The 25334-nt window shown below is 71.0% G+C and carries 20 protein-coding genes; 13 read left to right on the top strand and 7 right to left on the bottom strand.

Going from position 1 to position 25334, the window contains the following annotated elements; genetic code table 11:
• Nucleotides 1-3: 3 nt before the first annotated feature.
• The gene (locus G569_RS0108560; RefSeq protein WP_028063109.1) at nt 4-2991 is read right to left on the bottom strand and encodes an ATP-binding protein; all 2988 of its coding nucleotides are present in this window, start codon (nt 2989-2991) and stop codon (nt 4-6) included.
• Between the two features lie 59 nt (nt 2992-3050).
• Between G569_RS0108560 and G569_RS57535 the strand changes: the two genes are divergently transcribed.
• Nucleotides 3051-4451 (top strand): calcium-binding protein, encoded by a 1401-nt coding sequence (locus tag G569_RS57535; RefSeq protein ID WP_157591906.1) that lies wholly within the window; start codon nt 3051-3053, stop codon nt 4449-4451.
• Between the two features lie 193 nt (nt 4452-4644).
• Nucleotides 4645-5511 (top strand): polysaccharide deacetylase family protein, encoded by an 867-nt coding sequence (locus tag G569_RS57530; RefSeq protein ID WP_157591905.1) that lies wholly within the window; start codon nt 4645-4647, stop codon nt 5509-5511.
• Here the strand turns inward: G569_RS57530 and G569_RS0108545 are convergent.
• Complete coding sequence (locus G569_RS0108545; protein ID WP_028063108.1) at nt 5508-6461, bottom strand: YihY/virulence factor BrkB family protein; 954 nt, start codon at nt 6459-6461, stop codon at nt 5508-5510. The two genes, G569_RS57530 and G569_RS0108545, sit on opposite strands and share 4 nt — an antisense overlap.
• Nucleotides 6462-6537: 76 nt before the next feature.
• Here G569_RS0108545 and G569_RS0108540 point away from each other — a divergent pair, with 76 nt between their 5' ends.
• The 4 genes from G569_RS0108540 to G569_RS0108525 are packed head-to-tail and all read left to right on the top strand — an operon-like array spanning nt 6538 to nt 10544.
• Nucleotides 6538-8040: a hypothetical protein gene (locus tag G569_RS0108540; protein WP_028063107.1), complete on the top strand. Its 1503-nt coding sequence runs from the start codon at nt 6538-6540 to the stop codon at nt 8038-8040.
• Nucleotides 8041-8062: 22 nt separating this feature from the next.
• Complete coding sequence (gene pyk, locus G569_RS0108535; RefSeq protein ID WP_028063106.1) at nt 8063-9475, top strand: pyruvate kinase; 1413 nt, start codon at nt 8063-8065, stop codon at nt 9473-9475.
• Complete coding sequence (locus G569_RS0108530) at nt 9476-9976, top strand: DUF1349 domain-containing protein (protein ID WP_028063105.1); 501 nt, start codon at nt 9476-9478, stop codon at nt 9974-9976.
• A gap of 7 nt (nt 9977-9983) precedes the next feature.
• Entirely contained in the window at nt 9984-10544 is a 561-nt protein-coding gene (locus tag G569_RS0108525) for a hypothetical protein (RefSeq protein WP_028063104.1), read from the top strand.
• On the opposite strand, the gene G569_RS0108520 is transcribed toward G569_RS0108525, so the two are convergent.
• Complete coding sequence (locus tag G569_RS0108520; RefSeq protein ID WP_028063103.1) at nt 10493-11995, bottom strand: Ppx/GppA phosphatase family protein; 1503 nt, start codon at nt 11993-11995, stop codon at nt 10493-10495. The two genes, G569_RS0108525 and G569_RS0108520, sit on opposite strands and share 52 nt — an antisense overlap.
• Before the next feature lie 2 nt (nt 11996-11997).
• Nucleotides 11998-12372 carry a VOC family protein gene (locus G569_RS0108515; protein WP_028063102.1) on the bottom strand — a complete coding sequence of 125 codons (375 nt, stop codon included), beginning with the start codon at nt 12370-12372 and terminating at the stop codon, nt 11998-12000.
• A 26-nt stretch (nt 12373-12398) separates the two neighbouring features.
• On the opposite strand from G569_RS0108515, the gene G569_RS57525 reads away from it, so the two are divergent.
• Genes G569_RS57525 through G569_RS0108500 form a run of 3 tightly spaced genes read left to right on the top strand, consistent with a single transcriptional unit; the run spans nt 12399 to nt 15221 of the window.
• On the top strand, nt 12399-13133 hold the full coding sequence (locus G569_RS57525; RefSeq protein WP_053226051.1) for an MBL fold metallo-hydrolase: 735 nt from the start codon (nt 12399-12401) through the stop codon (nt 13131-13133).
• 10 nt (nt 13134-13143) lie between these two features.
• Nucleotides 13144-13848 (top strand): hypothetical protein, encoded by a 705-nt coding sequence (locus G569_RS62355; protein WP_028063101.1) that lies wholly within the window; start codon nt 13144-13146, stop codon nt 13846-13848.
• Entirely contained in the window at nt 13848-15221 is a 1374-nt protein-coding gene (locus G569_RS0108500; protein ID WP_028063100.1) for an ABC1 kinase family protein, read from the top strand. Before G569_RS62355 ends, G569_RS0108500 begins: the two co-directional genes overlap by 1 nt.
• Here G569_RS0108500 and G569_RS0108495 read toward each other — a convergent pair.
• The 3 genes from G569_RS0108495 to G569_RS0108485 form a co-directional block, all read right to left on the bottom strand.
• Nucleotides 15209-17140, bottom strand: coding sequence for a primary-amine oxidase (locus tag G569_RS0108495; protein ID WP_028063099.1), 1932 nt, complete (start codon nt 17138-17140; stop codon nt 15209-15211). The genes G569_RS0108500 and G569_RS0108495 overlap by 13 nt on opposite strands.
• Before the next feature lie 67 nt (nt 17141-17207).
• Nucleotides 17208-18731, bottom strand: a complete 1524-nt coding sequence (locus tag G569_RS46660; RefSeq protein WP_053226050.1) for an APC family permease — start codon at nt 18729-18731, stop codon at nt 17208-17210.
• Nucleotides 18732-18885: 154 nt separating this feature from the next.
• Entirely contained in the window at nt 18886-19227 is a 342-nt protein-coding gene (locus tag G569_RS0108485) for a hypothetical protein (protein ID WP_157591904.1), read from the bottom strand.
• Nucleotides 19228-19255: 28 nt separating this feature from the next.
• Between G569_RS0108485 and G569_RS0108480 the strand changes: the two genes are divergently transcribed.
• From G569_RS0108480 to G569_RS0108465, 4 genes are read left to right on the top strand one after another with little or no spacing between them, the layout of a single operon-like run.
• Nucleotides 19256-19909: an NUDIX domain-containing protein gene (locus G569_RS0108480; RefSeq protein WP_245602451.1), complete on the top strand. Its 654-nt coding sequence runs from the start codon at nt 19256-19258 to the stop codon at nt 19907-19909.
• Nucleotides 19910-19912: 3 nt separating this feature from the next.
• Nucleotides 19913-20221, top strand: a complete 309-nt coding sequence (locus tag G569_RS0108475) for a hypothetical protein (protein ID WP_028063096.1) — start codon at nt 19913-19915, stop codon at nt 20219-20221.
• 9 nt (nt 20222-20230) lie between these two features.
• Nucleotides 20231-24517: a multifunctional oxoglutarate decarboxylase/oxoglutarate dehydrogenase thiamine pyrophosphate-binding subunit/dihydrolipoyllysine-residue succinyltransferase subunit gene (locus G569_RS0108470; protein WP_028063095.1), complete on the top strand. Its 4287-nt coding sequence runs from the start codon at nt 20231-20233 to the stop codon at nt 24515-24517.
• 60 nt (nt 24518-24577) lie between these two features.
• Nucleotides 24578-25324, top strand: coding sequence for a hypothetical protein (locus tag G569_RS0108465; RefSeq protein WP_028063094.1), 747 nt, complete (start codon nt 24578-24580; stop codon nt 25322-25324).
• The last annotated feature ends 10 nt before the right edge of the window (nt 25325-25334 follow it).

Genomic DNA, 25334 nt, shown 5'->3' with positions numbered 1-25334 from the left:
CCTTCATCGTTGCGCGGGCTCCCCGAGCCGTGACAGATCGGCGCGGGCGCGGGCCTCGAACGCGGGGGCGCCGGCGCTCAGGGCGAGCGCGCGGGCGAGGTGCTCGCGGGCGCGCTCGGTCTCCCCGCGGGCGGCGGCGAGCAGGCCGAGCGAGCGGGCCACCGGGCCGTCTCCCGCCGCGTAGCCGACCTGCATCCACCGTGACTCGTAGGGCAGGAGCGCCTCGTAGAGGCGTTCAGGCGCGGCCAGCGCGGCGCTCGCCTCGCTCAATAGCGTCATCGCGGTGAGCCAGAAGAAGTCGCGCGGGATCGCGTCCGGGTCGATCGCGGCGAGTGCGGCCCGCGCCCGCGCGTCGTCACCCGCCGCGAGGTGCAGCAGCGGGATCGCCGTCCGCCACACCGCCAGCGCCGGGTGCCGCTCGATGGCGTCGAGCACCGCCTGCCCGAGCTCGCCGACCCGCCCCTGCGCGCGCCGGATCATGAACAGCTGGGCGGCGAGCACAGCCTCGGCGTCACGGGTCTCGAGCCGGCGCCGCAACTCGTAGGACTCCAGCGCGAGCCGCTCGGCGTCCTCCAGGCGCCCGTCGAACTGCGCGAACACGCACGTCCACCCGACGGCGAAGTGGAGGTAGAGCGGCTCCCGCATCACGCGGGCGACCGACTCCATGCGGGCGAGGTCCTGTCGCGCGCCGAGCAGCTCGCCGCGCGTGAGCCGGTCGAAGATCCGCGCGTGCAGCGCCTGCAGCTCCAGCCCCGGATCGTGCGTGCGGTCGGCCAGCGCGAGCACCTCGCGGCCGAGCATGATCCGCTCATCGACGTGGGCGACGAACAGCAACGTGATCTCCCGCGCGGTCAGCGCGGTCGCGAGCACGCCGTCGTCTCCGAGCGCCCGCGCCATCGCCAGTGCCTCCTCGGAGAGACGCAACGCCGCGTCGAGCTCGCCGGCGAAGTGCAGGGCCTCGGCGAGGCGCGCGAGCACACGGCAGCGCAACGCGCCGTCGTCCAGCCCGCCGAGCGCCTCGCGCAGCATCTCGATCAGCTCGGCGTCGATCACGCCGGCCTCGTAGTAGCGGCCGGGGTAGCCGATCGCGGCACGCGCGAGCTGTTCGGGCGAGCGCCCGCGGGCGAGCTTCGCGGCCTCCGCGAACGCCGTACGCCCCGCGGTCAGGCCGCTCTTCATACGCGCCTCTCCCAGCGCGAGCAGCAGCTCGATCCGCTCCGCGATCTCCGCCGGCTCGGCCTCGAGCGCGCGCTCCAGATGCGCCGCCTCGTCCTCCCACGCCAGTGAGGCCGAGGCGCGCGCGGCGGCCTCGCGGGCGTAGCGGATCACCGGCTCGGGACCGGAGAGATGACGAGCGCGGAAGTAGTGGTGGGCGAGCTCGGCGGGATCGCGGCGGGGAAGCGTCTCCAGCCGCTCGGCCACGAGCCGGTGGATGTGCACGCGGCGCGGCGGGCTCAGGCTCTCGTAGAGCGTCTGGCGGATCAGGGCGTGGGCGAACGCGAGCCGGTCGGGCGCGTCGGCGGGCACGAGCAGCCCGTCGGCGAGCGCGGCGTCGATGACGTCGAGCGCCGCGTCGCCGAGGAGCGCGCTCGTGAACGTCTCGCCGGCGACGGCCGCGAGCGTCAACGCCTCGAGCGCCGGCTCCCCGAGCCGCGCGACGCGCCGCAGGACGACCGCCTTGATCCCCTCCGTCACCTCGATCCCACCCGCCCGCCGGAGCTCGTCGAGGAACAGCGGGTTCCCGCCGCTCAGCTCGTGCAGGCGGCGCACCAGCGGCGGGCGCATCCCTTCCAGCAGCGCCGCGGCCTCGCCCGCGTCGAGCCCGCCGAGCGCATGCTCCTCGTAGACGTGCTCGCGGCGCAGGTCGGCGATCAGCTCGCGCAGCCCGGGCCCCGCCTCCGCCGGCCGGTACGCGCCGACGAGCAGCAGCGACCGCGGCTCCGGCGCGCGCGCCAGGTGGCGGAGGAGCTGGAGCGTCGGCCGGTCCGCCCAGTGCAGGTCGTCGCAGGCGACAACCAGGGGTGACAGGCGCGCGAGCCGCGCGACGACGCCCTCGAAGAGCCGGTAGCGCTCGAAGCCGTTGCCGACGGCGTCATCCATCGCCTCCGCGACCAGCTCCGCGAACGGCCCGTACGGCGTCAGTCCGTCCTCGTCGGAGCGGCCGTAGAGCACCGTCGCGCCCGCCCCGCGGGCGAACGCGGCGATCAGGCTCGTCTTGCCGATCCCGGGTTCGCCGGCGATCAACAGGAAGCGTCGGTCGCGGCGCGCGAGGCGCTCGTGCAGCAGCGCGAGCAGTTCGGCGCGGCCGACGAAACGGCGCGCGGCGATCCGCTCGAGCACCGGCGGGAGCGCCGGCGTGGGGGCGAGCAGGCGGGCGTGGACCGCGCGCAGCTCGGCCGACGGGACCGTGCCGAGCTCGTCGCGCAGCAGCGTGCGCAGGCGCTCGAAGGTCTGCAGCGCCTCGGCGACGTTCCCCTGCGCCTCCTGTGCGGCCATCAGCAGCGCGTAGCCGGATTCGCGGTAGGGCGCGAGCGCGACGAGGCGGCGGCTCGCCTCGTAGGCGGTCTCCGGCTCGCGCGCGAGCACCTCGAGCGCGGCGAGCCGGTGCACCTCGAGCTCGCGCCGGCGCTCGTCCGCCCAGGGCGCGTCGAACCCGGGAAGCAGCTCGCGCTCGAGCATCTCCAGGTCCTCGGTCTGCTCGACGTCGACCCGGAGGCCCGGCACCACGAGCCGCAGCTCGCCGCGGCCTCGGATCGCGTCCGGTCCGAGCACGCGCCGCAACGCCGAGAGCAGCGTGCTGAGCGTCGCGCCGGGGTTGTCGGGCGCCTCGTCGGGCCAGAGCGCGTCGATCAGCTCGTCGCGGGTGACCGCACGGTCGCGGTTCAGCGCGAGATAGGCGAGCAGGATGCGGCCGAGTCGCCCCGGGAGCTCCCGCTCGCGGCGCACGCCGTCGATCTCGAGGCGCAGCTCGCCACAAAGCGCAAGCACCACGGCGCGACCATACCGCGCCGTTCAGATTTCGTTGAGGTGATTCGCAGACGGTCCCGCGAATGCGAATCCTCCCCATCGCAGTCGCGGCCCTGGCGCTCCTCCCCGCTTCCCCCGCCGGTGCCGCTGTGATCTCCTCCTCAGGCTCGACCGTGACCTACACGGCCGCGCCAGGCGAGGCCAACAAGGTCCTCGTCTCCGTCACGCCCTACCAGTCCAACTGCGACACCATCGCGGCGCCCTGCCTGCAGGTGTGGGACAGCGGCGCGCACATCACGTCGGTGGCCGGCGGGTGCTTCCTGGCCAGCGTCGACCAGTTCACGGGCGACACCGCCCGCTGCCCGCTTCCGACCTCCGTCGTCGCCGACCTCGGCGACCGCGACGACTCCTACTGGGATTGGGACGGGCCCAGCACGGTCGACGCCGGCAACGGCAACGACACGCCGATCTTCGGCGAGGGCGGCAACGACGTGCTGCGCGGCGGCGTCGGCACCGACACGCTGATGGGGCAGGACGGCGACGACGTCCTCGACGGCGGCCCCGGCGACGACTACCTCGAGGGCGTCCCGTGCAGCTGCGAGGAGGAGGAGCTCACCCACGGCGCGGACACGTACATCGGCGGCGGCGGAGGCGACTGGCTCACCTACGAGGGCCGCAGCGAGAACCTCTCACTCAGCAATGACGGGATCGCGAACGACGGCGCGCCCGGCGAGGGGGACGACATCGGGGTCGACATCGGCGGGATCATCGGCGGGCACGGGTCCGACATCCTCACCGGCAACGCGTACCGCAACGTGCTCTACGGCGGCGAGGGCGACGACACGCTGACCGGCCTCGGCAGCGACGACCACCTCGCCGGCGGCACGGGCAACGATCGTCTGGACGGCGGTGACGGCCAGGACATCCTCGGCGGCGACGACGGCGACGACGTGCTCGTCGGCGGGCAGGGCGTCGACCGCTTCTGGGGCGACGACGTGGGCGCCTGCATCGCCTACTCGTGCGCGAGCGGGCAGGACCGGATCGAGGCGCGCGACGGCAATCGCGAGGAGATCAACTGCGGGCCGGGCACCGACGCCGTGGTCGCCGACGCGAACGACATCATCGGCGACTCGGTGTTCAAGTCCGACCAGTGCGAGGGCACGGACGGCGTCGCGTCGGCGCCGCCCCCGACCACGGCGACGACGGCGCCGGAGTTCAAGCTGCTGGCCGCCAAGGCGGACCGGCGGCGGCGGATCGCCGTTCGCGCGTCGGCGCCCGGGGCGGGCGTGCTGCGGGTGCGGGCGTTCGCGGGGCGCAAGCGCGTCGGCGCCGCTTCGCGGACCGTGTCGGCCGCGGGCGAGGTGAAGGTGTCGGTGAAGGCGGCGGGCAAGGCGCGCAGGCTCACGCTGCGGATCGCGTTCAAGCCGAGCACGGGCACGGCGCCGAGCGAACTGGTGCGGAATGTCACGCTGCCCCGCCGGTGACGCCGATGCACGGACGCAAGCGATCGCGGTGCTGGAGCCGCGAGTCCGCTGGCTCCCTCGCGAGTGGGATTTCCTGGCGAGTGGGATTCGTCGGCCTACGGGTCCGGGGGTCGTGCGCGAGCCGTAGGTCCTGACAGATCGCGTTCAAGGGGTCACAAAACGGGCCCGATGAGGCAACTTGGAGTTGACGTCCATGAAGCCTCACTCGCAGGACAGCCTGGTGGCCCGGCGCCGCCGCCGCCGGCAGGCACACCTGCGGCGACGCGCCGTCGCGTCCGCGGTGCTCGCGACCGTGCTCACCCTCGGGATCGTCGCGATCACCAGCGGGAGCGGCGGTGAGCCGGCCCCCGCGCCCGCGCTGGCGATCTTCAAGCGCCCCCGCATCTTCCCGCGCACCGAGCGCACCGCACGCATCCCCTACGTCGCCCGCGCCGGCAAGCGCGAACGCGAGATCGCGCTGACGTTCGACGACGGCCCTGGCCCGTACACCGCCGAGGTCGTCCGCACGCTCAAGCGGCTGCACGCCCCCGGCACGTTCTTCCAGGTCGGTGGGACCGAGCACTACTTCACCGACGCCGAGGAGGTCACCCGCCGCGAGCCGCTGGTCACCGTCGGCGTCCACACGCTCAACCACCGCCGCCTCGACCGCCTCAGCCGCGCCGACCAGGCCAAGGAGATCGACGGCGACACGGCGATCCTGACCGCCGCCGGCAACCCGCGTCCCACGCTCTTCCGCCCGCCGTACGGCGCTTACGACGCGACCACGCTCGACCTGCTGCGCGAGCGCGGCATGACGATGGTGCTCTGGAGCGTCGACAGCAAGGACTACGAGCGCCCCGGGGTCGACGCGATCGTCAACCGCGTGCTGACCGACGCGACGCCCGGCGCGATCGTCCTCCTGCACGACGCGGGCGGCGACCGCTCGCAGACGATCGAGGCGCTGCCGCGCATCGTGCTCGGCCTGCGCCGGCACCACTACACGCTCGTCAGCGTCCCGCAACTGCTCAAGGACGCGCCGCCGCCGCGGACCCAGCCGAAGCTGGGCGTGGGCGCCGGTTAGGCCTCCTTCGGCTCTTCGCGCAGCGGCAGGTACGGCTCCTCGTCAGGCGGATGGCCCGCGCGGATCTGGCGGCTGCGCTCCATCTCGGAGTTCAGCTCGGCGCCGAGCAGCACGATGATGTTCGTGATCCACAGCCAGGTGAGGAACACGATCACGCCGCCGAGCGAGCCGTAGGTCTTGTTGTAGGAGGAGAAGTTGGAGACGTAGAGCGCGAACAGCGCCGACGCGCCGAGCCAGAGCACGACCGCCAGCAGCCCGCCGGGCGTCACCCACGGGAAGCCCGGCTGCTTGACGTTCGGGCACGCCCAATACAGCAGCGAGATCATGAAGGAGACGATCAGCAGCAGGATCGGCCACTTCGCGATGTTCCAGACGCTGACGAACGTGCTGCCGAGGCCGATGACGTCGCCCGCCTTCTGCGCCACGGGGCCGGTGAAGACGACGGCGAGGGCGGTCGCCGTCAGGAGGATCAGGAGGACCACGGTCACAGCGAGGCGGACCGGGATCTTCTTCCAGATCGGGCGTCCCTCGGGCGCGTCCCAGACGTTGTTGGACGCGTCCATGAAGGCCCCGATGTACCCCGAGGCCGACCAGATCGCGATGGCGAGGCCGACGATCAGTGCGACCGTCGAACCCCCCTGGTTGGACTCGAGGCTGGTGAGGACGTTGGTGAGGATGTCCTTGGCCGGCCCGGGTGCGACGGATGAGAGGTTGTCGAGCAGCGGCTGCGTGGCCGACGGGCCGATCACCCCGAGCAGCGACACGAGCGCGAGCAGCATCGGGAACAGCGAGAGCACGCCGAAGTACGTCAGCGCCGCCGCCCACGTCGGCAACTGGTCCTCCGAGAATTGCTTGACCGTGCGCTTGAGGATCGCCGGGAAGGCTTCCTTCGGGAGGTCGGTGGGTTGGTCGGGGACGTTGCGCGCTGGGGCGGATGCGGCGTGGGCCATGGGCTTGGCCTACCCGGATCGCAGGCAACCGGGCGCGTCACCGCCAGTTCTCTGACGCGTTGGCGTTCATGCGCGCATGCACCGCTCCGCCCCGCTCGTCCTCGGCGCGCTCCTGCTCGCCGTGCTCGTCCCCTCTGCCGCGCACGCCGCCGCTTTCCAGTGCGACGCGAGCGCGCTGCGCCTCACCGTCGCCACCGCCCCCGCCCAGGAGCCGGTCACCGCCAACCGCGGGGCGGCCGCCTGCGCGCCGACCGAGAACGGCGGCGCGCTTCCCGCGACCCCGTTGCCGTTCACCGGCGGCGCGCTCTACGCCCGCACGAACGTGACCGGGACCGAGCCGCTGTCGCAGATCGCCACCGCCAGCGCCGGCGTCGGAGCGCTCGACGTCGCGCTCCCGCTGCCCGCCCTGCCGGTCCCCGAGCTCTCGGCACTGCCCGGCGGCGGCGTCCTCGACGTCCCCGGCGTCGGCAAGGTCGACATCCGGCCCGCGCTGGCCGCCCTGATCGCGCCCGCCGGCCCGCTGCTCTCCATCAAGGGTCTGACGGCCGACGCGAGCGCGAGCTGCCAGGCCGGCTCGCCCGCCCTCGTCGGCACCTCGCAGATCGGCGAGCTGTCGGTTCTCGGCACCAAGCTCGGGACCAATGACGCGGTCGACCGCGACTTCACGCTCGACTCGCAGTCGATCGACCCGTCGAACATCGACCTCGCGAAGGTCGTCGCGCCCGCGGGAGTCGACGTCGCCGTGCTGCAGGCGACGCTCCAGCCGATCCTCGATCTGCTGCCCAACGCCGAGATCCCGGCGCTCGCGCTCCGCGTGCGCACCACGCCAGGCGCCCAGTCCCGTAGCGGCGACAAGCTCACGCGACAGGCGCTGACGGTCGACATCGAGGTCGGGGGCACGCAGCTCCTGAACGCGGTCATCGGCGAGGCGACGGTGGACGCGACCGGCGTCAGCTGCGGCTCGCTCGCCGCGGCCGCCCTGGGCCTCAGCCCCAACCCCGGCTGCACGACCCGCAAGCTGACGCTGATCGACGTCGTCTCCAAGAACGGGCGCGTCTTCCTGCAGGGCGCCGCCGATCCGCGCCGCTTCGCCGGCCGGGCGGTCACGATCCGCTCGCTGTGGGACAAGCGCGCCGTGGCGCGGCTGAAGGTCTCCAAGTCCGGCCTGTTCACGAGCTACGTCAAGCTCCCGCCCGCCTCGCTGCGGCACACCAACGCCGCCCGCTACCGCGCCTACATCGGCAAGGAGAAGTCGCTGGCGCTCAAGCTCGACCGGCGGATGATCGTCACCGGCACCCGAAAGGCGGGCGGGCGCAAGGTCACCCTGAGCGGCCGCATCTCGCGCCCGTTGGCGACCCCGATCCAGACCGTCACCGTCACCCGCCAGGTCTCATGCGGGAAGGAGAGCGTCGTCGCGCGCGTCAAGCCGTCGTCCAGCGGCGCCTTCAAGGTCACGCTCAACGCCCCGCGCACGGACCGGGTCTACACGTTCCGGTTCCGCAGCCGGGTGCGCTACAGCGCGAACTATCCGACGCTGTACCAGACATTCACGCTCCCGCAATACGTGGTCGGGAGCTAGCGCTCTATAACGTGCGGCGCTGATGCAGCGCCGCACGAAGATTGTCGCCACCATCGGGCCCGCGTCGCGGGACCCGGAGGTCCTCGTCCGCATGGTCGAGGCCGGGATGGACGTCGCCCGGTTGAACTTCTCCCACGGCAGCGCGGACGAGCACGCGGAAACCGCGCGCCGGGTCCGCGACGCCGCCGGTCGCGCCGGCCGCCAGGTCGCGATCCTGCAGGACCTCCCGGGGCCCAAGCTCCGGATCGGCAAGCTCCGCGACGGCGTCGTGGAGTTCAAGCCCGGCGACACGACCACCTTCGTCTGCGGGACCAACGGCGGTGAGGGCGACGCCTCGCGGCTGTTCATCACCTACGCCGGCCTGGCCTCGACCGTCGACGCCGGCGAGATCATGTACCTCGCCGACGGCGCCGTGCGCCTGAAGGTCAACGCCGTCCGTCCTGACTCCGGCGAGATCGACGCGGTGGTCGAGATCGGCGGCGCCGTCTCCTCGCGCCAGGGCCTGAACATCCCGGGCGAGACCGCGGCGCTGCCCGCGGTGCCCGAGGAGGACCTCGAGCACGTGCGCACCGGCGAGCGGATCGGGGTCGACATCGTCGCGCTGAGCTTCGTCCGGCGCGCCGAGGAGATCGTCCAGCTGCGCAAGCACACGCGGCTGCCGCTGGTGGCGAAGATCGAGAAGCCGCAGGCGGTCCAGCGCGCGGAGGAGATCGTGCGCGCCGCCGACTGCGTGATGGTCGCCCGCGGCGACCTCGGCATCGAGCTGCCGATCGAGGAAGTGCCGATCGTGCAGAAGCAGATCATCGGGCTCTCGGGCGCGCTCGCCCGCCCGGTGATCACCGCCACGCAGATGCTCGACTCGATGGTCGCCTCCTCGCGCCCCACCCGCGCCGAGGTCACCGACGTCGCCAACGCGATCCTCGACGGCACCGACGCCGTGATGCTCTCGCAGGAGAGCGCGGTCGGCGCGTGGCCGGTCGAGTCGGTCGCGATGCTCGCCTCGATCGCCAAGCGCACCGAGCAGACCGCGCCGTATCGCGAGTGGAACGAGCGGCGGGTGCGCCGCGACCGCCGCGACCCGGCGTACACGCTGGCCTACACGGCGACCCGCGCCGCGCACGAGCTCAACCTCGCCGCGCTCGTCTGCCCGACGCTGTCAGGTCGCTCCGCCCGCCTGATCTCCGCCCACCGCCCCACGGTGCCGATCTACGCGCTCTCCCCGGGTCGCGAGACCGTCCGCCGCTGCGGGCTGATGTGGGGCGTCCAGGCCGCCTCGATGCGCCGTTACGAGGTCACCGAGGAACTGATCGCGGCCGCCGCCAAGCGCGTCGTCGAGCTCGGCTGGTGCAAGCCGGGCGACCGCGTCGGCATCACCGCCGGCCTGCCGAGCGGCAAGCCGGGAACGACCTCGCTGCTGCAGATCCAAGAGGTTTAGATGAAGTGGCTCAACGAACCACGGGAGTGGTCGGGCGACGCGTCTGACCTGACCGTGGTCGCTGAGCACGACACCGACTTCTGGCGTACGACCCACTACGGGTTCGTGCACGACAACGGCCACTTCGCCGACACGGGCCAGCTCGCGCTGCGCTTCAAGGGCGACTTCAAGGACCAATACGACCAGGCCGGGCTGATGCTCTACGCCGACGCCGAGCACTGGATCAAGTGCGGGCTGGAGCTCGACGGGCAGCTGTGGCTCTCCGTCGTCGTGACCAACGGCGTGAGCGACTGGTCCCAGCAGCCCGCGCCGGAGCCGGACGCCGACGGCTGGTACGAGATCAGCGCGGTCCGCGACCACGACAGCGTCCAGATCTCCTGCGGTCCGCAGCCGGTGCGGCTGGCCCCGTTCCCCGGCGGGCCGTGCATGAGCGGACCGATGTGCGCCGCCCCGAAGGGCCCGGGCTTCACCGCCCGCTTCCGCGAACTTAAAGGGGCCTGACCCCTTTATGTTGTTCCGGCCCGCCGATCTGGAGGGGATCGAGGCGGGGCGCATCACGCTCGCGTTCCGGCGCTGGACGAAGCCGCGCGCGGTGGTCGGCGGCACGCAGCGCACGCGGATCGGCGTGATCGAGCTGACCGCGATCGATCGCGTGAAGAGGCCGACGAACAAGGACGCGCGGGCGGCGGGGTACCGCGACGCCCAGCACCTCCTCGACTCGTTCGCGGGCCGCGAGGGCGACCTGTACCGCATCGCGCTGCACCTCGCGGGGCCGGACCCGCGGATCGCGCTGCGCGAGCTCCCGCCCGACGACGCGGTGTTCGCGAAGCTCGACCGGATGGGCGAATGGACGTACGAGTACCTGCAGGCGATCGCGGACAACCCGGGAAAGCGCGCGCCGGACCTCGCCATCGAGTTCGGCCGCGAGACCGCGCCGTTCAAGCGCGACGTCCGCAAGCTCAAGGAGCTCGGCCTCACGATCTCCCTCGAGATCGGCTACGAGCTCTCCAAGCGCGGTCAGCTGACGCTCAGCTCGCGCCCGAACGCCTTGCGGAAGACGTCGCCCTGACGCTCGGTCGCCCAGCGGGCGATCGTGACGTCCTCGATGGCGCGCAGGTGCAGCTGGACGCGGCCGTTCGTGACCTCCACGTGGCAGGCCGAGACGGCCTGGTCACGTGAGCGTTCGAGCTGCTCGGCGATCCGCACGGCTGCGGCGATCCGGTTCAACAGCTCCTCGTCGCCCGGCCGCGCGAGCGCCCCGAACTCCCCCAGCACGGGGTTGCCCTTGCGGTGGTAGCGAGCGGCCTGGCCGATCAACGCCATCTCCCGCGGCGAGTAGCCCGGCATGCCGGCGCTCAGGATCAGGTAGCGCGAGTGCTTGTGGTGGTCGTCGTAGTCGACCGCGGTGCCGATGTCGTGGAGCATCGCGGTCGCCCACAGCAACTCGCGCTCCTTCGGGTCGCCGCGGTGCAGCCCGGCGGCGGCGAGCGCGTCCCAGAGCTCGAGCGCGAGCGTCGCGACGTGCTCGACATGGGGGAAGTCGGCGTCGTATTGCGCGGCGAGGTTGCGCACGGTGGCCTTGCGGACGTCGGCGACCAGCGGCGGGTCGCCGAGCAGCGTCTCGAAGAACACGCCCTCGCGCAGACCGGCGTCGGTCGCCTCGATCATCCCGAAGCCGCCGCACTCCATGACGGTGTCGATCACCAGCGCGCCGGCCAGGATCAGGTCCGCCCGCGCGAGCTTGATGCCGGGGACGTCGCCGCGTTCCTCGGGCGGCAGCTCGGCGAAGGTGTCGATCAGCTCGCCGAGCGCGTCGCGCGTGATGCGGTAGCCCTGGATCCCGTAGGACGGCAGCCCGGCGGCGAGCTGCGCGGCCGCGGCGAGGTTGCGGACCGTGCCGCCGATGCCGGTCAGCCGCCCGCCCTCGTCCACCCACGACGCGTGGTCGATCTCCTTCGCGACGTGATCGCGAAGCGCCTTCATCTGCTTGCGCTTGGCCTTGCCGCCGTCGGGCATGAAGCGTTCCGTCATCCGGACGGCCCCCAGCGGCCACGAGCGCCCGTCGATCGTCTCGCGGCCCTCGACGCGCGTGAGCTGCATCGAGCCGCCGCCGAGGTCGAGCACGACGCCCTGGGAGAGCGTCGTGGTGTTGACGGCCGCCAGGTAGCCGTAGTGCGCCTCCTGCTCGCCCGAGAGCACCTCGAGGTCGAGCCCGGTGCGCTTCTTGGCGGCCTTCAGGAACGCCTTCTGATTGACCGCGTCGCGGATCGCCGACGTGCCGACCGCGCGGACCTGGTCGATCCCGGTCGCCTTGCAGAAGTGCGCGTAGAGCTCCAGCGTCTCGAGCGCGCGCTCCATCGGCGCCTCGCCGAGCTCCCCGGTCGCGTCCAGCCCCTCACCCACGCGCACGGACTCGTGGATCTCGTCCGTGCGCTTCCACCACGAGTCGGTGTAGGTGAAGACGACCAGCCGGAACGAGTTCGACCCGCAGTCGATGACGGCGAGCCGAGACTCGGCCATGGCTAAGCGTGCTTCTCGATCAATTCGATGCGGTAGCCGTCCGGATCGCGAACGAACGCGATCAGCGAGCCGCCCTCGCGCACGCGGTACGGCGGCTTCTCGGGCTCGATGCCCTGCTCGCCGAGCCGCGCCAGCGTGGCCTCGATGTCGTCGACGGTCAAAGCGATGTGGTTGTACCCGGTGCCGAGCTCGTACGAATCGACGCCGTGGTTGTAGGTCAGCTCGAGCCGGTCGCCGTCGCCCGGCAGGCCCATGAACACGTTGATCGCCTCTTCGCGGATCGGCATCCGGCGGCGCTCCTCGAATCCGAGCGCCTCATAGAAGGCGACGGAGCGGTCGATCTCACCGATCCGGTAACAGGTATGGATGAGTTCCATGACGCCGCGAGGGTACCGTCATGGCCATGATCGTCGAGCGCTCAATGAGTGATGGCTGGCTGACCAACACGTACCTCGTCGCCGCCGGGCCGAACAGCGACGCCTTCCTGGTCGACGCCGGCGGCCCGCTGGACCCGCTCCTGGCCAAGGCGGCCGAGGACAACCTCACCGTGACTCACATCCTCCTCACCCACCACCACGGGGATCACATCGACGCGCTCGGCGACGCCATCGCGCACTGGCCCGCCGCCGCCGTGCTCGCCCACCCCGAGGAGCGCGTCCCCGGCACGACCGGCGACCTGAACCCCGGCGACGAGCTCGAGATCGGCGGGTTGACGGTCAAGGCCCTGCACACGCCCGGCCACACCGCCGGCATGCTCAACCTGCTGGTCGACGACAAGGAGCTCTTCACCGGCGACACGCTCTTCAAGGGCTCGGTCGGCGGCGTCCGCGCGCCCGGCTCGACGAACTTCGGCGACATCAAGCGCTCGATCATGGACGTGATCCTCACGCTGCCCGGCGAGACGGTCATCCGTCCCGGCCACACCGACCCCAGCACGGTCGCGGACGAGCTCGAGAACAACCCGTTCGTGCGCATCTGGCGGGGCCTGGATCCCGAGGGCGACGAGAAGTGCACCGCGCTCGGCGAGCCCGCGACGCTGGTGCTCTGGGGCCCAGACTACGACGGCGGCCACAAGGCGTGGGTGCGCTGGCCCGACGGCCGCGACGACATCGTTCCCGGCTCGCGGGTCGAGCGCTAACGTCGGTGGGGTGAGTCGCGAGACGGAACCGAAAGGGCCGAGCACGCTCTCGGTCCAGACCCTCGTGATCTCGAGCCTCGCGGCCGTTGCGGCCGCCATCGTCGTCCCGATGTTCTGGGAACGAGGCTCGCTGATCGCCACCGCCATCACCCCGATCATCGTCGCGATCGTCTCGGAGGCGCTCAATCGCCCTGCCAAGGTGATCACGGCGGCCGCACCGCGCGTGACGCGCCGCTCCGCCACGGGCGCGGCGGTGCGCTCCCCGCAGCCGACAGGCGTCGGCGCCCGCGGCGACGGCCCGGAGCAGCTCCCGCCGCGCCGCGACGACCCCTTCGGTCTGTATGAGGACGAGAAGCCGGGCCGCCGCTTCCCGTGGCGGCTCGCGATCGTCACCGGCCTGCTCGCCGCCGTGATCGGCGCGGCCGTCGTGACGGCCTCCGAGCTTGCGGTGTTCGGCCATCAGATCGGCAACACGCACCGCTCGACCGGCCTCCTGGGCGGGAAGTCGAGCAAGGCGACCGCGACGCCGACGGCCACGCCCACCGCCACCGAAGAGGGCACCGAGACGCCCACGCCGAGCGCGACCGAGAGCGCGACGCCGACCGCCACGGCCACCGCGAGCGCGACGCCCACCGCGACCATCTCGCCGCTGCAGGCCTCGCCGACCCCGGCACCCTCGACGGAGGGCACGCCTGTGCCGACGCCGACGCCTTAGTGGCCAAGGACCGCATCCCCACCTCGCGGATCGCCCGCACCGCGCGGGTGTCGAGCCTCGCCGCCGGTCAGGCGGCACGCCAGCTCGGCACCCACGCGACCAACCTCGCCCGCTCCGAGGAGGGGCGCAGCGCGGCGTTGGAGCGGCGCCACCTGGAGGCCGCCGAGCAGATCGTCACGGCGCTGGGGACGATGAAGGGCGCGGCGATGAAGCTCGGGCAGGTGATGAGCTTCCTCGACGTCGGGCTGGTCCCGGAGGAGCACCGCGAGGAGTTCCAGCGCAAGCTGGGCGCGCTGCGCGACGCGGCGCCGAAGGTGCGCTTCGACGACATGCGCAAGGTGATCGAGTCCGAGCTGGACGAGAAGTTGGGGGAGACGTTCGCGGAGTTCGACGAGGAGCCGATCGCGGCGGCGTCGATCGGGCAGGTCTACCGCGCGCGGCTGCACGACGGGCGGGTGGTGGCGGTCAAGGTCCAGTACCCAGGCGTCGCCGCCGCGGTGCGGGCGGACATGCAGAACCTCGGGATCATCCTGCGGCTGATGAAGCGGATCGCGCCCGGGCTGGACGTCAAGAACACGGCCGACGAGATCCGCGCCCGCATCTACGACGAGCTCGACTACGAGCTCGAGGCGCAGAATCAGCGCGCGCTGGCGCGGATCTTCAGGCGCCACCCGTTCATCGTGGTCCCCGACGTGGTGACCAGCCTCTCGCGCGAGAAGGTGATGGTGAGCGACTTCGTGGCCGGCGCCGGCTTCGACAGCGTCAAGGAGGCCGATCAGGCCACGCGCGACCGGGTCGGCGAGATCGTCTTCCGCTTCTACTTCGGCTGCATGTACCGCCACCGGCAGTTCAGCGGCGATCCGCACCCCGGGAACTTCCTGCTGATGGCCGACGGCCGTGTCGCGTTCCTGGACTTCGGGCTGTTCAAGGTCATGCCGCGCAACCTGATCGAGCTCGAGCTCGAGACCCAGCGCGCCGGCCACGAGGGCGACGCGCAGCGACTGTGGGAGATCTGGGCCGAGGGCGGGCTGCTCAAGCAGCCGGACAGGTTCCGGCCGGACAAGCTGCTCTCACAGTTCCTGGACGCGACCTGGTGGTACCTGACCGACGAGACGCTGACGCTCGAGCCGGAGATCGCGACGCAGGTGATGATCGACATGTCGGACCCCCGCTCCGAGCACTTCGGCCAGATGCGCCACGAGACGCTCCCGGCCGACCACATCTTCGGCCGTCGCGTCGAGATGCTCACGCTCGCCGTGCTCGGCCAGCTGCGCGCCACCGCCAACTGGCACCGGATCGCCCGCGAATGGATGTACGGGGACGACCCGGTGACGCCGTTGGGTGTCGAGGAGACGCGCTTCTACTCGCAGTGACAGTGGTGCTTCGGCGCTGATCGCGGCATGTCGAGCGCCGGGTTGCCGGCGAAGAAGCCGGCGGGCTTGAGCTTGAAGCCGATGTGGGTGACCGGCATCACCGGCCAGTCCTCCGGGCGGACCACGTGGTGGGCGCCGAACGTGTACCAGAGCACGACGTCCGTGTTCTCGGTCGGCCGGTCGGCCTCGACGTAGCGCGCGACGCCGTCGCCGCCCGGGTGCTGGTTGGGGTAGTCACCGGCCGCGAAGCGCTCGGCCGGGTCGTACGCCGTCACCCACACGTGCTCCCGCGTGAACCCCGCCCGGTTGGCGAAGCGCGAGTCCGGCGCGTACATCGGCGCGACGTTCTCGCCGGGGACGAGCTTGTAGGCGACGGGGTCGCCGAGCGCCGAGACCTCGTTCGGGTTCTCGATCCGCCAGAAGCGCCCGCGCAGCGGGTCGATCTTGCCCGTGGCGTGCGACTCGCTCGTGAGCGGCGTCCGCTTGGTCACCCACGCCGTCCCGGTCGGGTTCTCCGGCCCCCACGGGAGCGGCTCGGAGTCGACCTGCACGACCGTGTTCGCGTTGCCGTCGACCGCCATGTCCAGCCGCACGCAGAAGAAGTGCTGATGGTGCGGGCCGTACAGGCCCGGGGCGACGAGCGTGCCGTGCTTGGGCTTGGTGCCCGGCTCGACCGCGCCGGTCGAGATCACGCCCGTGAGCTTGACCTCGTACTCGATCGAGCCGTCGGTGTAGAGGTACCAGAAGTACCCGTACTCGTAGTTGCCGACGGTGGCGATGCTGGAGATCACGAGCCGCCGCAGCCGCCGCACCTCGACCTCCTCCGTGCGGAAGTCGGTGTGCTTCCAGCCGATCCCGTAGTCCTCCTCGTGCATGCACACGGCGTTCGGGATCGTCATCGGCCCGCCGTCCTGGTCGTTGACGACGCCGTCGAAGTAGTGGATCTCGCCGACGCAGTCGCAGCCGAGCGTGAGCGGGTTGGCCAGCCAGCCGACGCCGTACTCGCCCTGGTCGAAGACGTTCTTGAAGCGGTGGGTGGGCGCGGGATCGCCGTAGGGGACGTACATCTCCGCCAGCGACGCGCGGTAGACGATCGGCCGCCCGTCGTAGGCGATCTCGTGCAGGACGAGCCCCTCGCGCGGCGTGAAGCCGACCCGCACGTTCCATTTCTGCCAGGCGACGCCGTGGCCCTCGACCACGAAGGAGGCGCCCTCGGGCTGGGTGATCTCGATCGGCTTCAGGTCCGCCCGCGGCGCTGCGAAGGACGGGACGTTGTCCGCCGCGGTGATGCCCTCCGGGTCGTAGTTGCCCGAGCTGGTGGGGAGCGAGACGACGCCGTGGTCGGCGACCTCGACCACCTCCATCGCGTCGAGGTCGACGACGACGACCAGGCCCTCGATCGGCCGCGCGTACCCGTGCTCGCCGGGCGCGGCGCGCAGCCACGTCAGCGGGCGGACGATCCGGCGGGCGGCCGGATCGTCCTCCGGGCCGGAGTAGCCCGCGGCCCAGGGGTCGATCATCGCGAGGCTGAAGTCGGTCACCCCGCGCAGGCGCATCGCCGCCTGCCAGTCGGGGTTCGCCTGCACGACCGCCTCGCAGGCCATGAACTCCTCGAAGGTCACCGGCGGCTGGACGCCCTCGATGTGGGTGAACGAGACGACGGCCTCGTCCGTCAGCGATACGACGGCCTCGTAGGTCTTGCGCTCGGCCTTCTCGTAGAGCACGACGAACGCCTCGCGCGGGACGGCCTCGCCGGCTTGCACCGACGCCTTCGGCGGCTCGTGGAGCGAGATGAAGACGAACCGGGCGGTGCCGTTGAGGGCCTTCTCGGCCTTCAGGATCGAGGAGGCCGCGCTGATCTCATCGGGGGAGAGCGGTTCGAGCGGGTGCAGGACGGGCGGTGCGTCGAGCGTGCTCACCGTGCCACCCCCGGAATCCCCGAAATCGAAAGGTCGGTGCCGAGGCGGACGGTTGCCGGGGTCGTGCTCATGCGGGGATCTCCTCCCGGCTGAAGCGGCCGATCTTCGCGTAGGTCGTCTTCGGCAGCACCAGCGCGAGCGCCATGCCCGCGACGAAGACCGCCAGCACCACGAACGGGATCGCCTTGATGAAGAGCGAGTCGCCGGCGCCGGAGAGCACGGCGCGGTTGGCGATCAGCAGGTAGCAGGCGCCCGCCATCGCGAGCGCGCCGATGACCGGGGCGACGAGCGTCTTGAACCAGTGGAAGCCGTCGCGCGCCTCGGTCAGGAAGAAGCGGATGATCGCCACCGAGCAGATGCCCTGGACGGCGAGGATGCCGAGCACGCCGAGCAGCGGCGTCCATGTCCCGAGCTTGAGCAGCGCCGCCTCCGTGGACGAGTCCATGATCACGAAGCCGAGCATGTAGAGGCCGACGATCGCGGTCACGACCATCGCCGCGACGACCGGGCCGTGGCGCTTGGCGTGCGTCCGACCGAGCGCGCGGGGGAGCACGCCTTCGCGGGCGAGCGCGAACAGGTACCGGGCGCCGGTGTTGTAGAAGGCCATCGCGCACGCGAACGAGCTGGTGACGATCAGCAGCTGGAGGATCGTCGTCAGCCCGCTGCCCACGTACTTGTCCGTCAGCGGGTAGAAGGCCGAGGCGTACTTGCCCTCGAACTGGTCGGCCACGGCCTGGGCGGAGCCGGTCAGGCCCCAGCCGGTGACGAACATGTACGAGACGAAGATGTAGAAGAGCCCGAGGCCGATCACGCTGCCGTAGGTCGCGGCCTTGGCGATCCGGTGCGGCTCGCGCGACTCCTCCGCGTAGTTGGGCGCCATCTCGAAGCCGACCCACGACCAGAACGCGCCGAACAGCGCGACGCCGGCCGCCGCCGCGCCGAACACCTTCAGCGCCGCGTCGTTGTCGAAGATGTTGGCCGGGTTCAGCGGCGCCGCGCTGTAGCCGTCAGGGCCGCCGGTGGCGATGATCCCGATGCACATCGCCACCAGCGCCAGCACCTCGGCGATCAGCGCGACGCCGAGGATCCGCGCGGTCAGCTCGATGTGGAACCACGCGAAGCCCGTCATCAGCGCCAGCGCGCCGAACATGTAGACGTACGCGGGCAGGTTGACGCCGAACCAGTCGTCGATCGTGGTCGACGCGAAGTAGCCCAGCACGCCGGTCACCGCCGCCGCGAAGATCACGTAACAGAGCGCGATCAGGATCCCGGACCCAAGGCCGAGCACGTTGCCGAGGCCACGCGAGATGAACGTGTAGAAGCCGCCGGTCGACGTGACCCGCTGCGACATCTCGATGTAGCCGGTCGAGAAGATCGTCAACGCGATCGTGGCGACCAGGAACGCCGCCGGGACCGCGTAGCCGCCGCCCGACACCGCGACCGGGACGTTGAACATCATCGCGGCGAGCGGGGCCGCTCCGGTGACGATGCAGAACAGCACCGCGGGCAACCCGAGGGCGTCCTTGGCGAGGGTGCCGTGCTGGGGCGGGCCCGCGGCGACGGCGGCTGGTGCGGCAATGACCTGCGACATGCGACCTCCTGCGTGACGAGGAACGTCAGGCAGGAGACCGCGTCAAACGTTCTCCGGGGAGGGCTTCGCGGTCCAGATCCACTGGACCGACGGGCCTACGCAGCCTTGAGGTCGGATGATCGGGGTGGGGCGGAGGGGATGTCCCGCCTTCAATTCAATTCCAGGAGGGCTTGTGGACTTCGTCGCCGCCAGGGCTGACGGTCACGAGCTCGCGCTCGGACACGGCCTCGACGACCTCGTCGACCTCTTCGGATTCCTGCTTGGGCTCGTCCGGCTCGGCGTCGCACTTCACGCGGATGGTCATCGTCGTCATCTTCGCGTCGCCCTCGATGACCAGGCCGGCGATGACATCGCCCTCCTCCCAGCCGAGGCGTTCGATGTCGAAATACGACATCACGACACGATTGGCCTTGCCGCCCCAGGGACAGGTCTTGTCGTGCGTCTCCTTGGCGCGATAGATCACGCCCATGTTCTTGCCGGAGGCTTCGACGCTCATGGGTATTGAGGTTACCCTCAGAGACGTCTTGCCCTACACGCCCGGCATCCTCGCGCGCGGTCCCTGGCCCGTCGAGCGGGTGACCTCGACGTGGAGCGTCACGCCGTACGAACCGAGTGCCGACAAGGTCGCCGCCGCCGACGAGGCGATCGCCGAATTGAAGGCCCGTTCCTCGCCCTCGCACGACGGTCTGGCAGGACGCTTGCAGAGCTTCACCGTTGTTAATGGGGAGCTCCGGCTCGAGCTGCAGGAGATGCGCTGGGCGCTCCGGCTGCTGCGCGAGGACGCCTCCGGCGCGCTGTCGGTCCTGTGCGTCGTTCGCGACTCGGAAGGTCGCTGGCTGGCCGGCCGGCGCGCGGCGTGGGTGGCGACGTGGGCGGGCGTCTGGGCGCTCGGTGCGGGCGGAGCCGTTGATGCAGGCGAGGATCCGGCACTTGCGCTCGGGCGCGAACTTGCCGAAGAGTGGTCCGTGGAACCCGAACGACTGGCCGTCGAAGCGCTCATCGCCACCCCAGGCGACATGGCGATGTTGATCGGTCAGGCATGGCTTCCGCCCGGCGCCGAGGTCACCCGTGACCATGAGCACGACGCCCACGCGTGGTGGCCCCGGGACCCTGCCGATTGGCCCGAAGAATCACATCCGCAACTTCGGCGGATGGCAACGTTGTTAGCTAGTGGCTAGCCCGTGAGCTTCCGCACGCTCAAGTATCTGTCCTTCACGCACTCCGCGATCTACACCGCGCTCCTGATCGTGGCGATAGTCGGTGGGATGGACAGCACCAAGTACGTGCTCGGCTGGGCGCACGGAATCGGCTGGATCGTCATGTCGTTGCTCTGCGTGGATGCCGTCCGGCGTCGCGTGATCCCCCTGTGGCTCGGGGTCATGGTCGCGGTCGTCGGTGGCGTCGGTCCCTTCGCGGGAACCGCAGGTTTCATCTACGCGGAGCGGCGTGCAGTTTCCCCTGCAGGCACCTTCGAAAGCGATATGGTCTAGGACCCTGATATGGCAGTGAACACCACCGTGGAAGTGGTCATGCCCCCGATGGGCGACTCGGTCTCCGAGGGCTCCATCCTGGAGTGGCATAAACAGGAAGGCGAGGAGATCTCGGAAGACGAGACACTCGTCGAGATCTCGACCGACAAGGTCGATGCGGAAGTGCCCGCCCCCGTGAGCGGCACCGTGGTCAAGATCCACGCCGCAGAGGGCGACACGGTCGGGGTCGGCAGCGTGCTGGCCGAGATCGCCCCGACGAACGGATCCGGTCCCGCGATCACCGCGGACGAGCCGGCCGACGAGGCGCCTGAGGCGCCCTCCGCCGAGGCGACCGTGATCGAGATCGAGATGCCGGCGATGGGCGAGTCCGTCTCCGAGGGCACGATTCTCGAGTGGGCCAAGCAGCCCGGGGACTCGGTCGCCGAAGACGAGACGATCGTCGAGATCTCCACCGACAAGGTGGACGCGGAGGTCCCCGCGCCCACTTCCGGCACGCTGACCGAGGTGCTCGCCGACGCAGGCGACACCGTCACGGTCGGGCAAGTCATCGCGAAGATGACGAGGCAGGGCAGCCCCTCCGCCCCACCCCGATCATCCGACCTCAAATCCACTGACCCTCAGCCGACCGAGACTCCTTCGCTCGGCGACACCGAGACGATCCGCACCCCGGAGGGCCTGAAGGTCACGCCGGTCGCGCAGCGCGTCGCCGCGGCGGAGGGCGTCGATCTCGCGCGTGTGAAGGGCACCGGCCCGGACGGGCGCATCGGCAAGGCCGACGTCCTCGCGTTCCAGAAGAACGGCGCCGCCGCACCGGCGGCCGCACCCGCGCCCACGGGCGGCAAGCAGACCCTGCTCAAGGGCGCGAGCGCGATGCTCGCGCGCTACATGGACGAGTCGCGGCAGATCCCGACCGCGACCTCGTTCCGCACGATCACCGTCACCAACCTCGACGCGCGCCGCAAGCAGCTCAAGGCCGCGGGTCACAAGGTCTCCTTCACGCACCTGATCGCGTTCGCGATCGCGCGCGCGGCGACCGAGCAGATGCCGGTGATGGCGTTCCACTTCGCCGAGATCGACGGCAAGCCGCACGTGCTCGACGACGGCGGCGTCAACCTCGGCATCGCGGTCGACGTCGAGAAGAAGGGCGGCGGGCGCACGCTGATGGTGCCCGTGATCAAGGACGCGGGCCGGCTCACGTTCCCGCAGTTCCTGGACGCCTTCGGCGTGCTGATCACCAAGGCGCGTGAGAACAAGCTCACCGCGGACGATCTGCAGGGCGCCAACGTCTCGCTCACCAACCCGGGCGGCATCGGCACGATCGCCTCCGTCCCGCGGCTGATGAACGGCCAGGGCACGATCGTCGCCACCGGCTCGATCGCGTACCCGCCCGGCCTCGCCGCCATCGGCGCCACGATCGGCGCCGAGAAGGTGATGACGATGACGTCGACCTACGACCATCGCATCATCCAGGGCGCCGAGTCCGGCCAGTTCCTGCAGGTGGTCGAGGCGTACCTCCAGGGCGAGCACGGCTTCTACGAGCAGGTCTTCTCCGACCTGGGCGCGGATCTCGGCCCGGCCCCGACCGCGCCGACGCCGGTCAGCGCCGCGGCTCCGGCCCCGGCCGAGGTCACCGCTCCCGCTCCCGCCGTCGCCGCCGAGCCGAACCTCGAGCTGCTGCAGGCCGTCCAGGCCGCGATGTCGCTGATCAAGGCGCACCGCACGCACGGCCACCTGGCCGCGCGGCTGGACCCGCTCGGCTCCGAGCCCGAGGGCGACCCCGCGCTCGACCCCGAGCCGCTGAAGCTGACGCCCGAGATCATGGCCAAGATCCCGGCCTCGATCCTGCGCGTGGGCGTGCCGGGCGAGACGCTGGCCGACGTCCTGCCGAACCTGCGCGAGACGTACTGCGGCACGATCGCCTACGAGATCGAGCACATCGCCTCGCACCGCCAGCGCGTCTGGTTGCGCGAGAAGATCGAGACCGGCGCGTTCCGCAAGCCGCTCGGTCCCGAGGAGAAGGTCGCGCTGCTGCGTCGCCTGACCCAGGTGGACTCCTTCGAGCGCTTCATGCACAAGGCCTACCTGGGCCAGAAGCAGTTCTCGATCGAGGGTCTGGACATGACCGTCCCGATGCTCGACGAGATGATCCAGCTCGCCGCCGCCGAGGGCGCGCGCGAGGTCGTCATCGGCATGGCCCACCGCGGCCGGCTCAACGTGCTCGCCCACAACCTGGGCCGCGCGTACGAGACGATCTTCCGCGAGTTCGAGGGCGCGTCCTCGATCGAGGCCGTGACCACGATCCCCCAGGGCGGCACCGGCGACGTCAAGTACCACCACGGCGCCCAGGGCACCTACCAGTGCGGCGAGCAGGAGAGCGTCCTGGTCCGGCTGGAGTCCAACCCGTCGCATCTCGAGTACGTCGGCCCGGTCGTCGAGGGCGCGACCCGCGCGGTCCAGACCTCGCGTCAGGGCACGCACGCGACGCTCGACACCAACGCCGCGATGCCGGTGATCCTCCACGGCGACGCCGCCTTCCCCGGCCAGGGCGTGGTGGCGGAGACGTTCAACCTGCAGGCGCTGGACGGCTACACCGTCGGCGGCACGCTGCACCTGATCACCAACAACCAGGTCGGCTTCACCACCGACCCGGACGACTCGCGCTCCACGCGCTGGTCCTCGGACCTCGCGAAGGGCTTCGACGTCCCGATCTTCCACGTCAACGCCGACGACGTCGCCGCCTGCGTCACCGCCGTGCGGCTCGCGTTCGCGTTCCGCCAGGAGTTCGGCCACGACGTCCTGATCGACCTGATCGGTTACCGCCGTTACGGCCACAACGAGGCCGACGAGCCCGCGTACACGCAGCCCGAGATGACGGCCAAGATCAAGGCCAAGAAGCCGGTGCGTGAGCTGTTCGCGGCGCTGCTCGTCAACGACGGCACGCTCACGCAGGACGAGTCCGACCAGATCCAGACGGAGATCTGGGACGACCTCGCGCGGCGCCATCGCGAGCTCAAGGAGCAGTTGGCGGGCGCGGGCGACGAGCAGCCGACCGGCGGCTACGAACTCGACCGCTCGGCCTCCCCCGAGGTCAAGACGGCGGTCTCGACCGAGCGCCTGCAGACGCTCAACGACGAGCTGCTGCGCGTGCCGGACGGCTTCACGGTCCACCCGAAGCTGATCAAGCAGCTCGAGCGCCGACGCACGGCCGTCGGGCCCGAGGGCGGGATCGACTGGGCCCAGGCCGAGACGCTCGCGTACGCGTCGCTGTTGACCGAGGGCACGCCGGTGCGTCTCACCGGCCAGGACGCCGAGCGCGGCACGTTCTCCCAGCGTCACCTGGTGCTGCACGACCCGAAGACCGGTCAGCGGATCTCGCCGATCCAGTCGCTGCCGGGCGCGCTGGCGCCGATGGAGCTGCACAACTCGCCGTTGAGCGAGATCGCTTGCCTCGGCTTCGAGTACGGCTACTCGATGGAGGCGCCGGAGACGCTCGTGCTCTGGGAGGCCCAGTTCGGCGACTTCGTGAACTCGGCCCAGGTGATCATCGACCAGTTCATCGTCTCCGCGCTGTCGAAGTGGGGCCAGACCACGCGTCTGACGCTGCTGCTGCCGCACGGCTACGAGGGCTCGGGTCCGGAGCACTCCTCCGGTCGCCTGGAGCGCTTCCTGATGCTGGCCGCCGAGGGCAACATCCGCGTCGCCAACCTCACGACCCCGGCGCAGTACTTCCACCTGCTGCGCCGTCAGGCGCGTGTGGCCAAGCAGCGCCCGCTGGTGATCATGACCCCGAAGTCGCTCCTGCGCCTGCCGCAGGCGACGTCGCGGATCGAGCACCTCGCGGACTCGCGCTTCTTCCCCGTGCTGGCGGAGCCGCGGATCGACGAGGAGAAGGTGCACCGCCTCGTGCTCTGCACCGGCAAGATCTACTACGACCTCAAGGGCCACGCGACCCGCGAGAACAACGAGGGCGTCGCGATCACCCGCGTCGAGCTCTTGTATCCGTTCCCGCAGGCGCAGATCCTCGAGGAGGTCAAGCGCTACCCGAACCTGCGCGAGGTCGTGTGGGTCCAGGAGGAGCCGCGCAACATGGGCGCCCGCGCGCACATGTCGCCCCGACTGCTCCAGATCCTCCCGACGGAGATCGAGTTCGGGTACGTCGGCCGGCCGGAGCGCGCCTCGCCGGGCGAGGGTTACCCCGCCGCCCACACCGTCGAGCAGACGCGGATCATCCGCACCGCGCTCGATCTCTCGGTGCCGGTTTCGGTGAATCCCACCAAGCAGCCGGGCGAGCGGTAGCTGCCTGACAGACGCCTTGCAGCCCCGCAACTCTGTTGCGGGGCTGGTGTCGCAAGGTGCATGAAGAAGCTCCGTTTCTCCGGTCGCGCCGCGATCGTCTGCTCTCTCATCCTCGCGATCGGTGTTCCCTCCGTCGCCATGGGCTTCGGCGAAGGCCGGAACCTGCTGCTCGGCAAGCGCAACCCCTCGAGCAACCCCGCGCTCGCCCTCAGCACCGAGACCGAGATCATCGCCAACAACTCCACCTACGGCACCCGCCAGTCCAACAAGAAGGACGGCGACGGTGGTGGCGCCATCTACGGCTGCCGCTCCGCCACAGGCAACGAGCCCTGCATCAAGTCCGTCAACCTCAAGGGCGGCCGCGCCTTCGAGTTCAACACCGTCGGCCCCGAGGGCGGGCGCATCGAGACCGGCTCGACGACCGGCGCACCGTTCACCACCAACGCCACGGGCGTCGCCACCGGCCTGAACGCCGACCGCGTCGACGGCAAGGAGGCCGCCGACTTCGCCTCCGCCGCCGACCTCAAGACGACGCAGGACTCGATCACGAACGGGTTCTTCACCGCGATCGTGACGAACGGGAACACCACCGCGACCGGTCGTGGCGTCGGCACCGGCCAGAACGTCTCGCAGACCGGCAACGACTACACGGTCACGTTCGCCAAGGACGTCAGCAAGTGCTCCTACACGGCGACCCCGGTCGGCCCGACCCCGCAGGCCCTCGCCGTGCAGGCGGCCAGCGATCCCACGAAGGTCGTCGTCAACGCGACCGCACCCACGTCGTTCCACCTGCAGGTCATCTGCTGATCTAAGGGGG

The sequence above is a fragment of the Solirubrobacter soli DSM 22325 genome (genome assembly GCF_000423665.1).
GTDB classification, from domain to species: domain Bacteria; phylum Actinomycetota; class Thermoleophilia; order Solirubrobacterales; family Solirubrobacteraceae; genus Solirubrobacter; species Solirubrobacter soli.
This window is presented reverse-complemented; position numbering and strand designations above follow the sequence as displayed.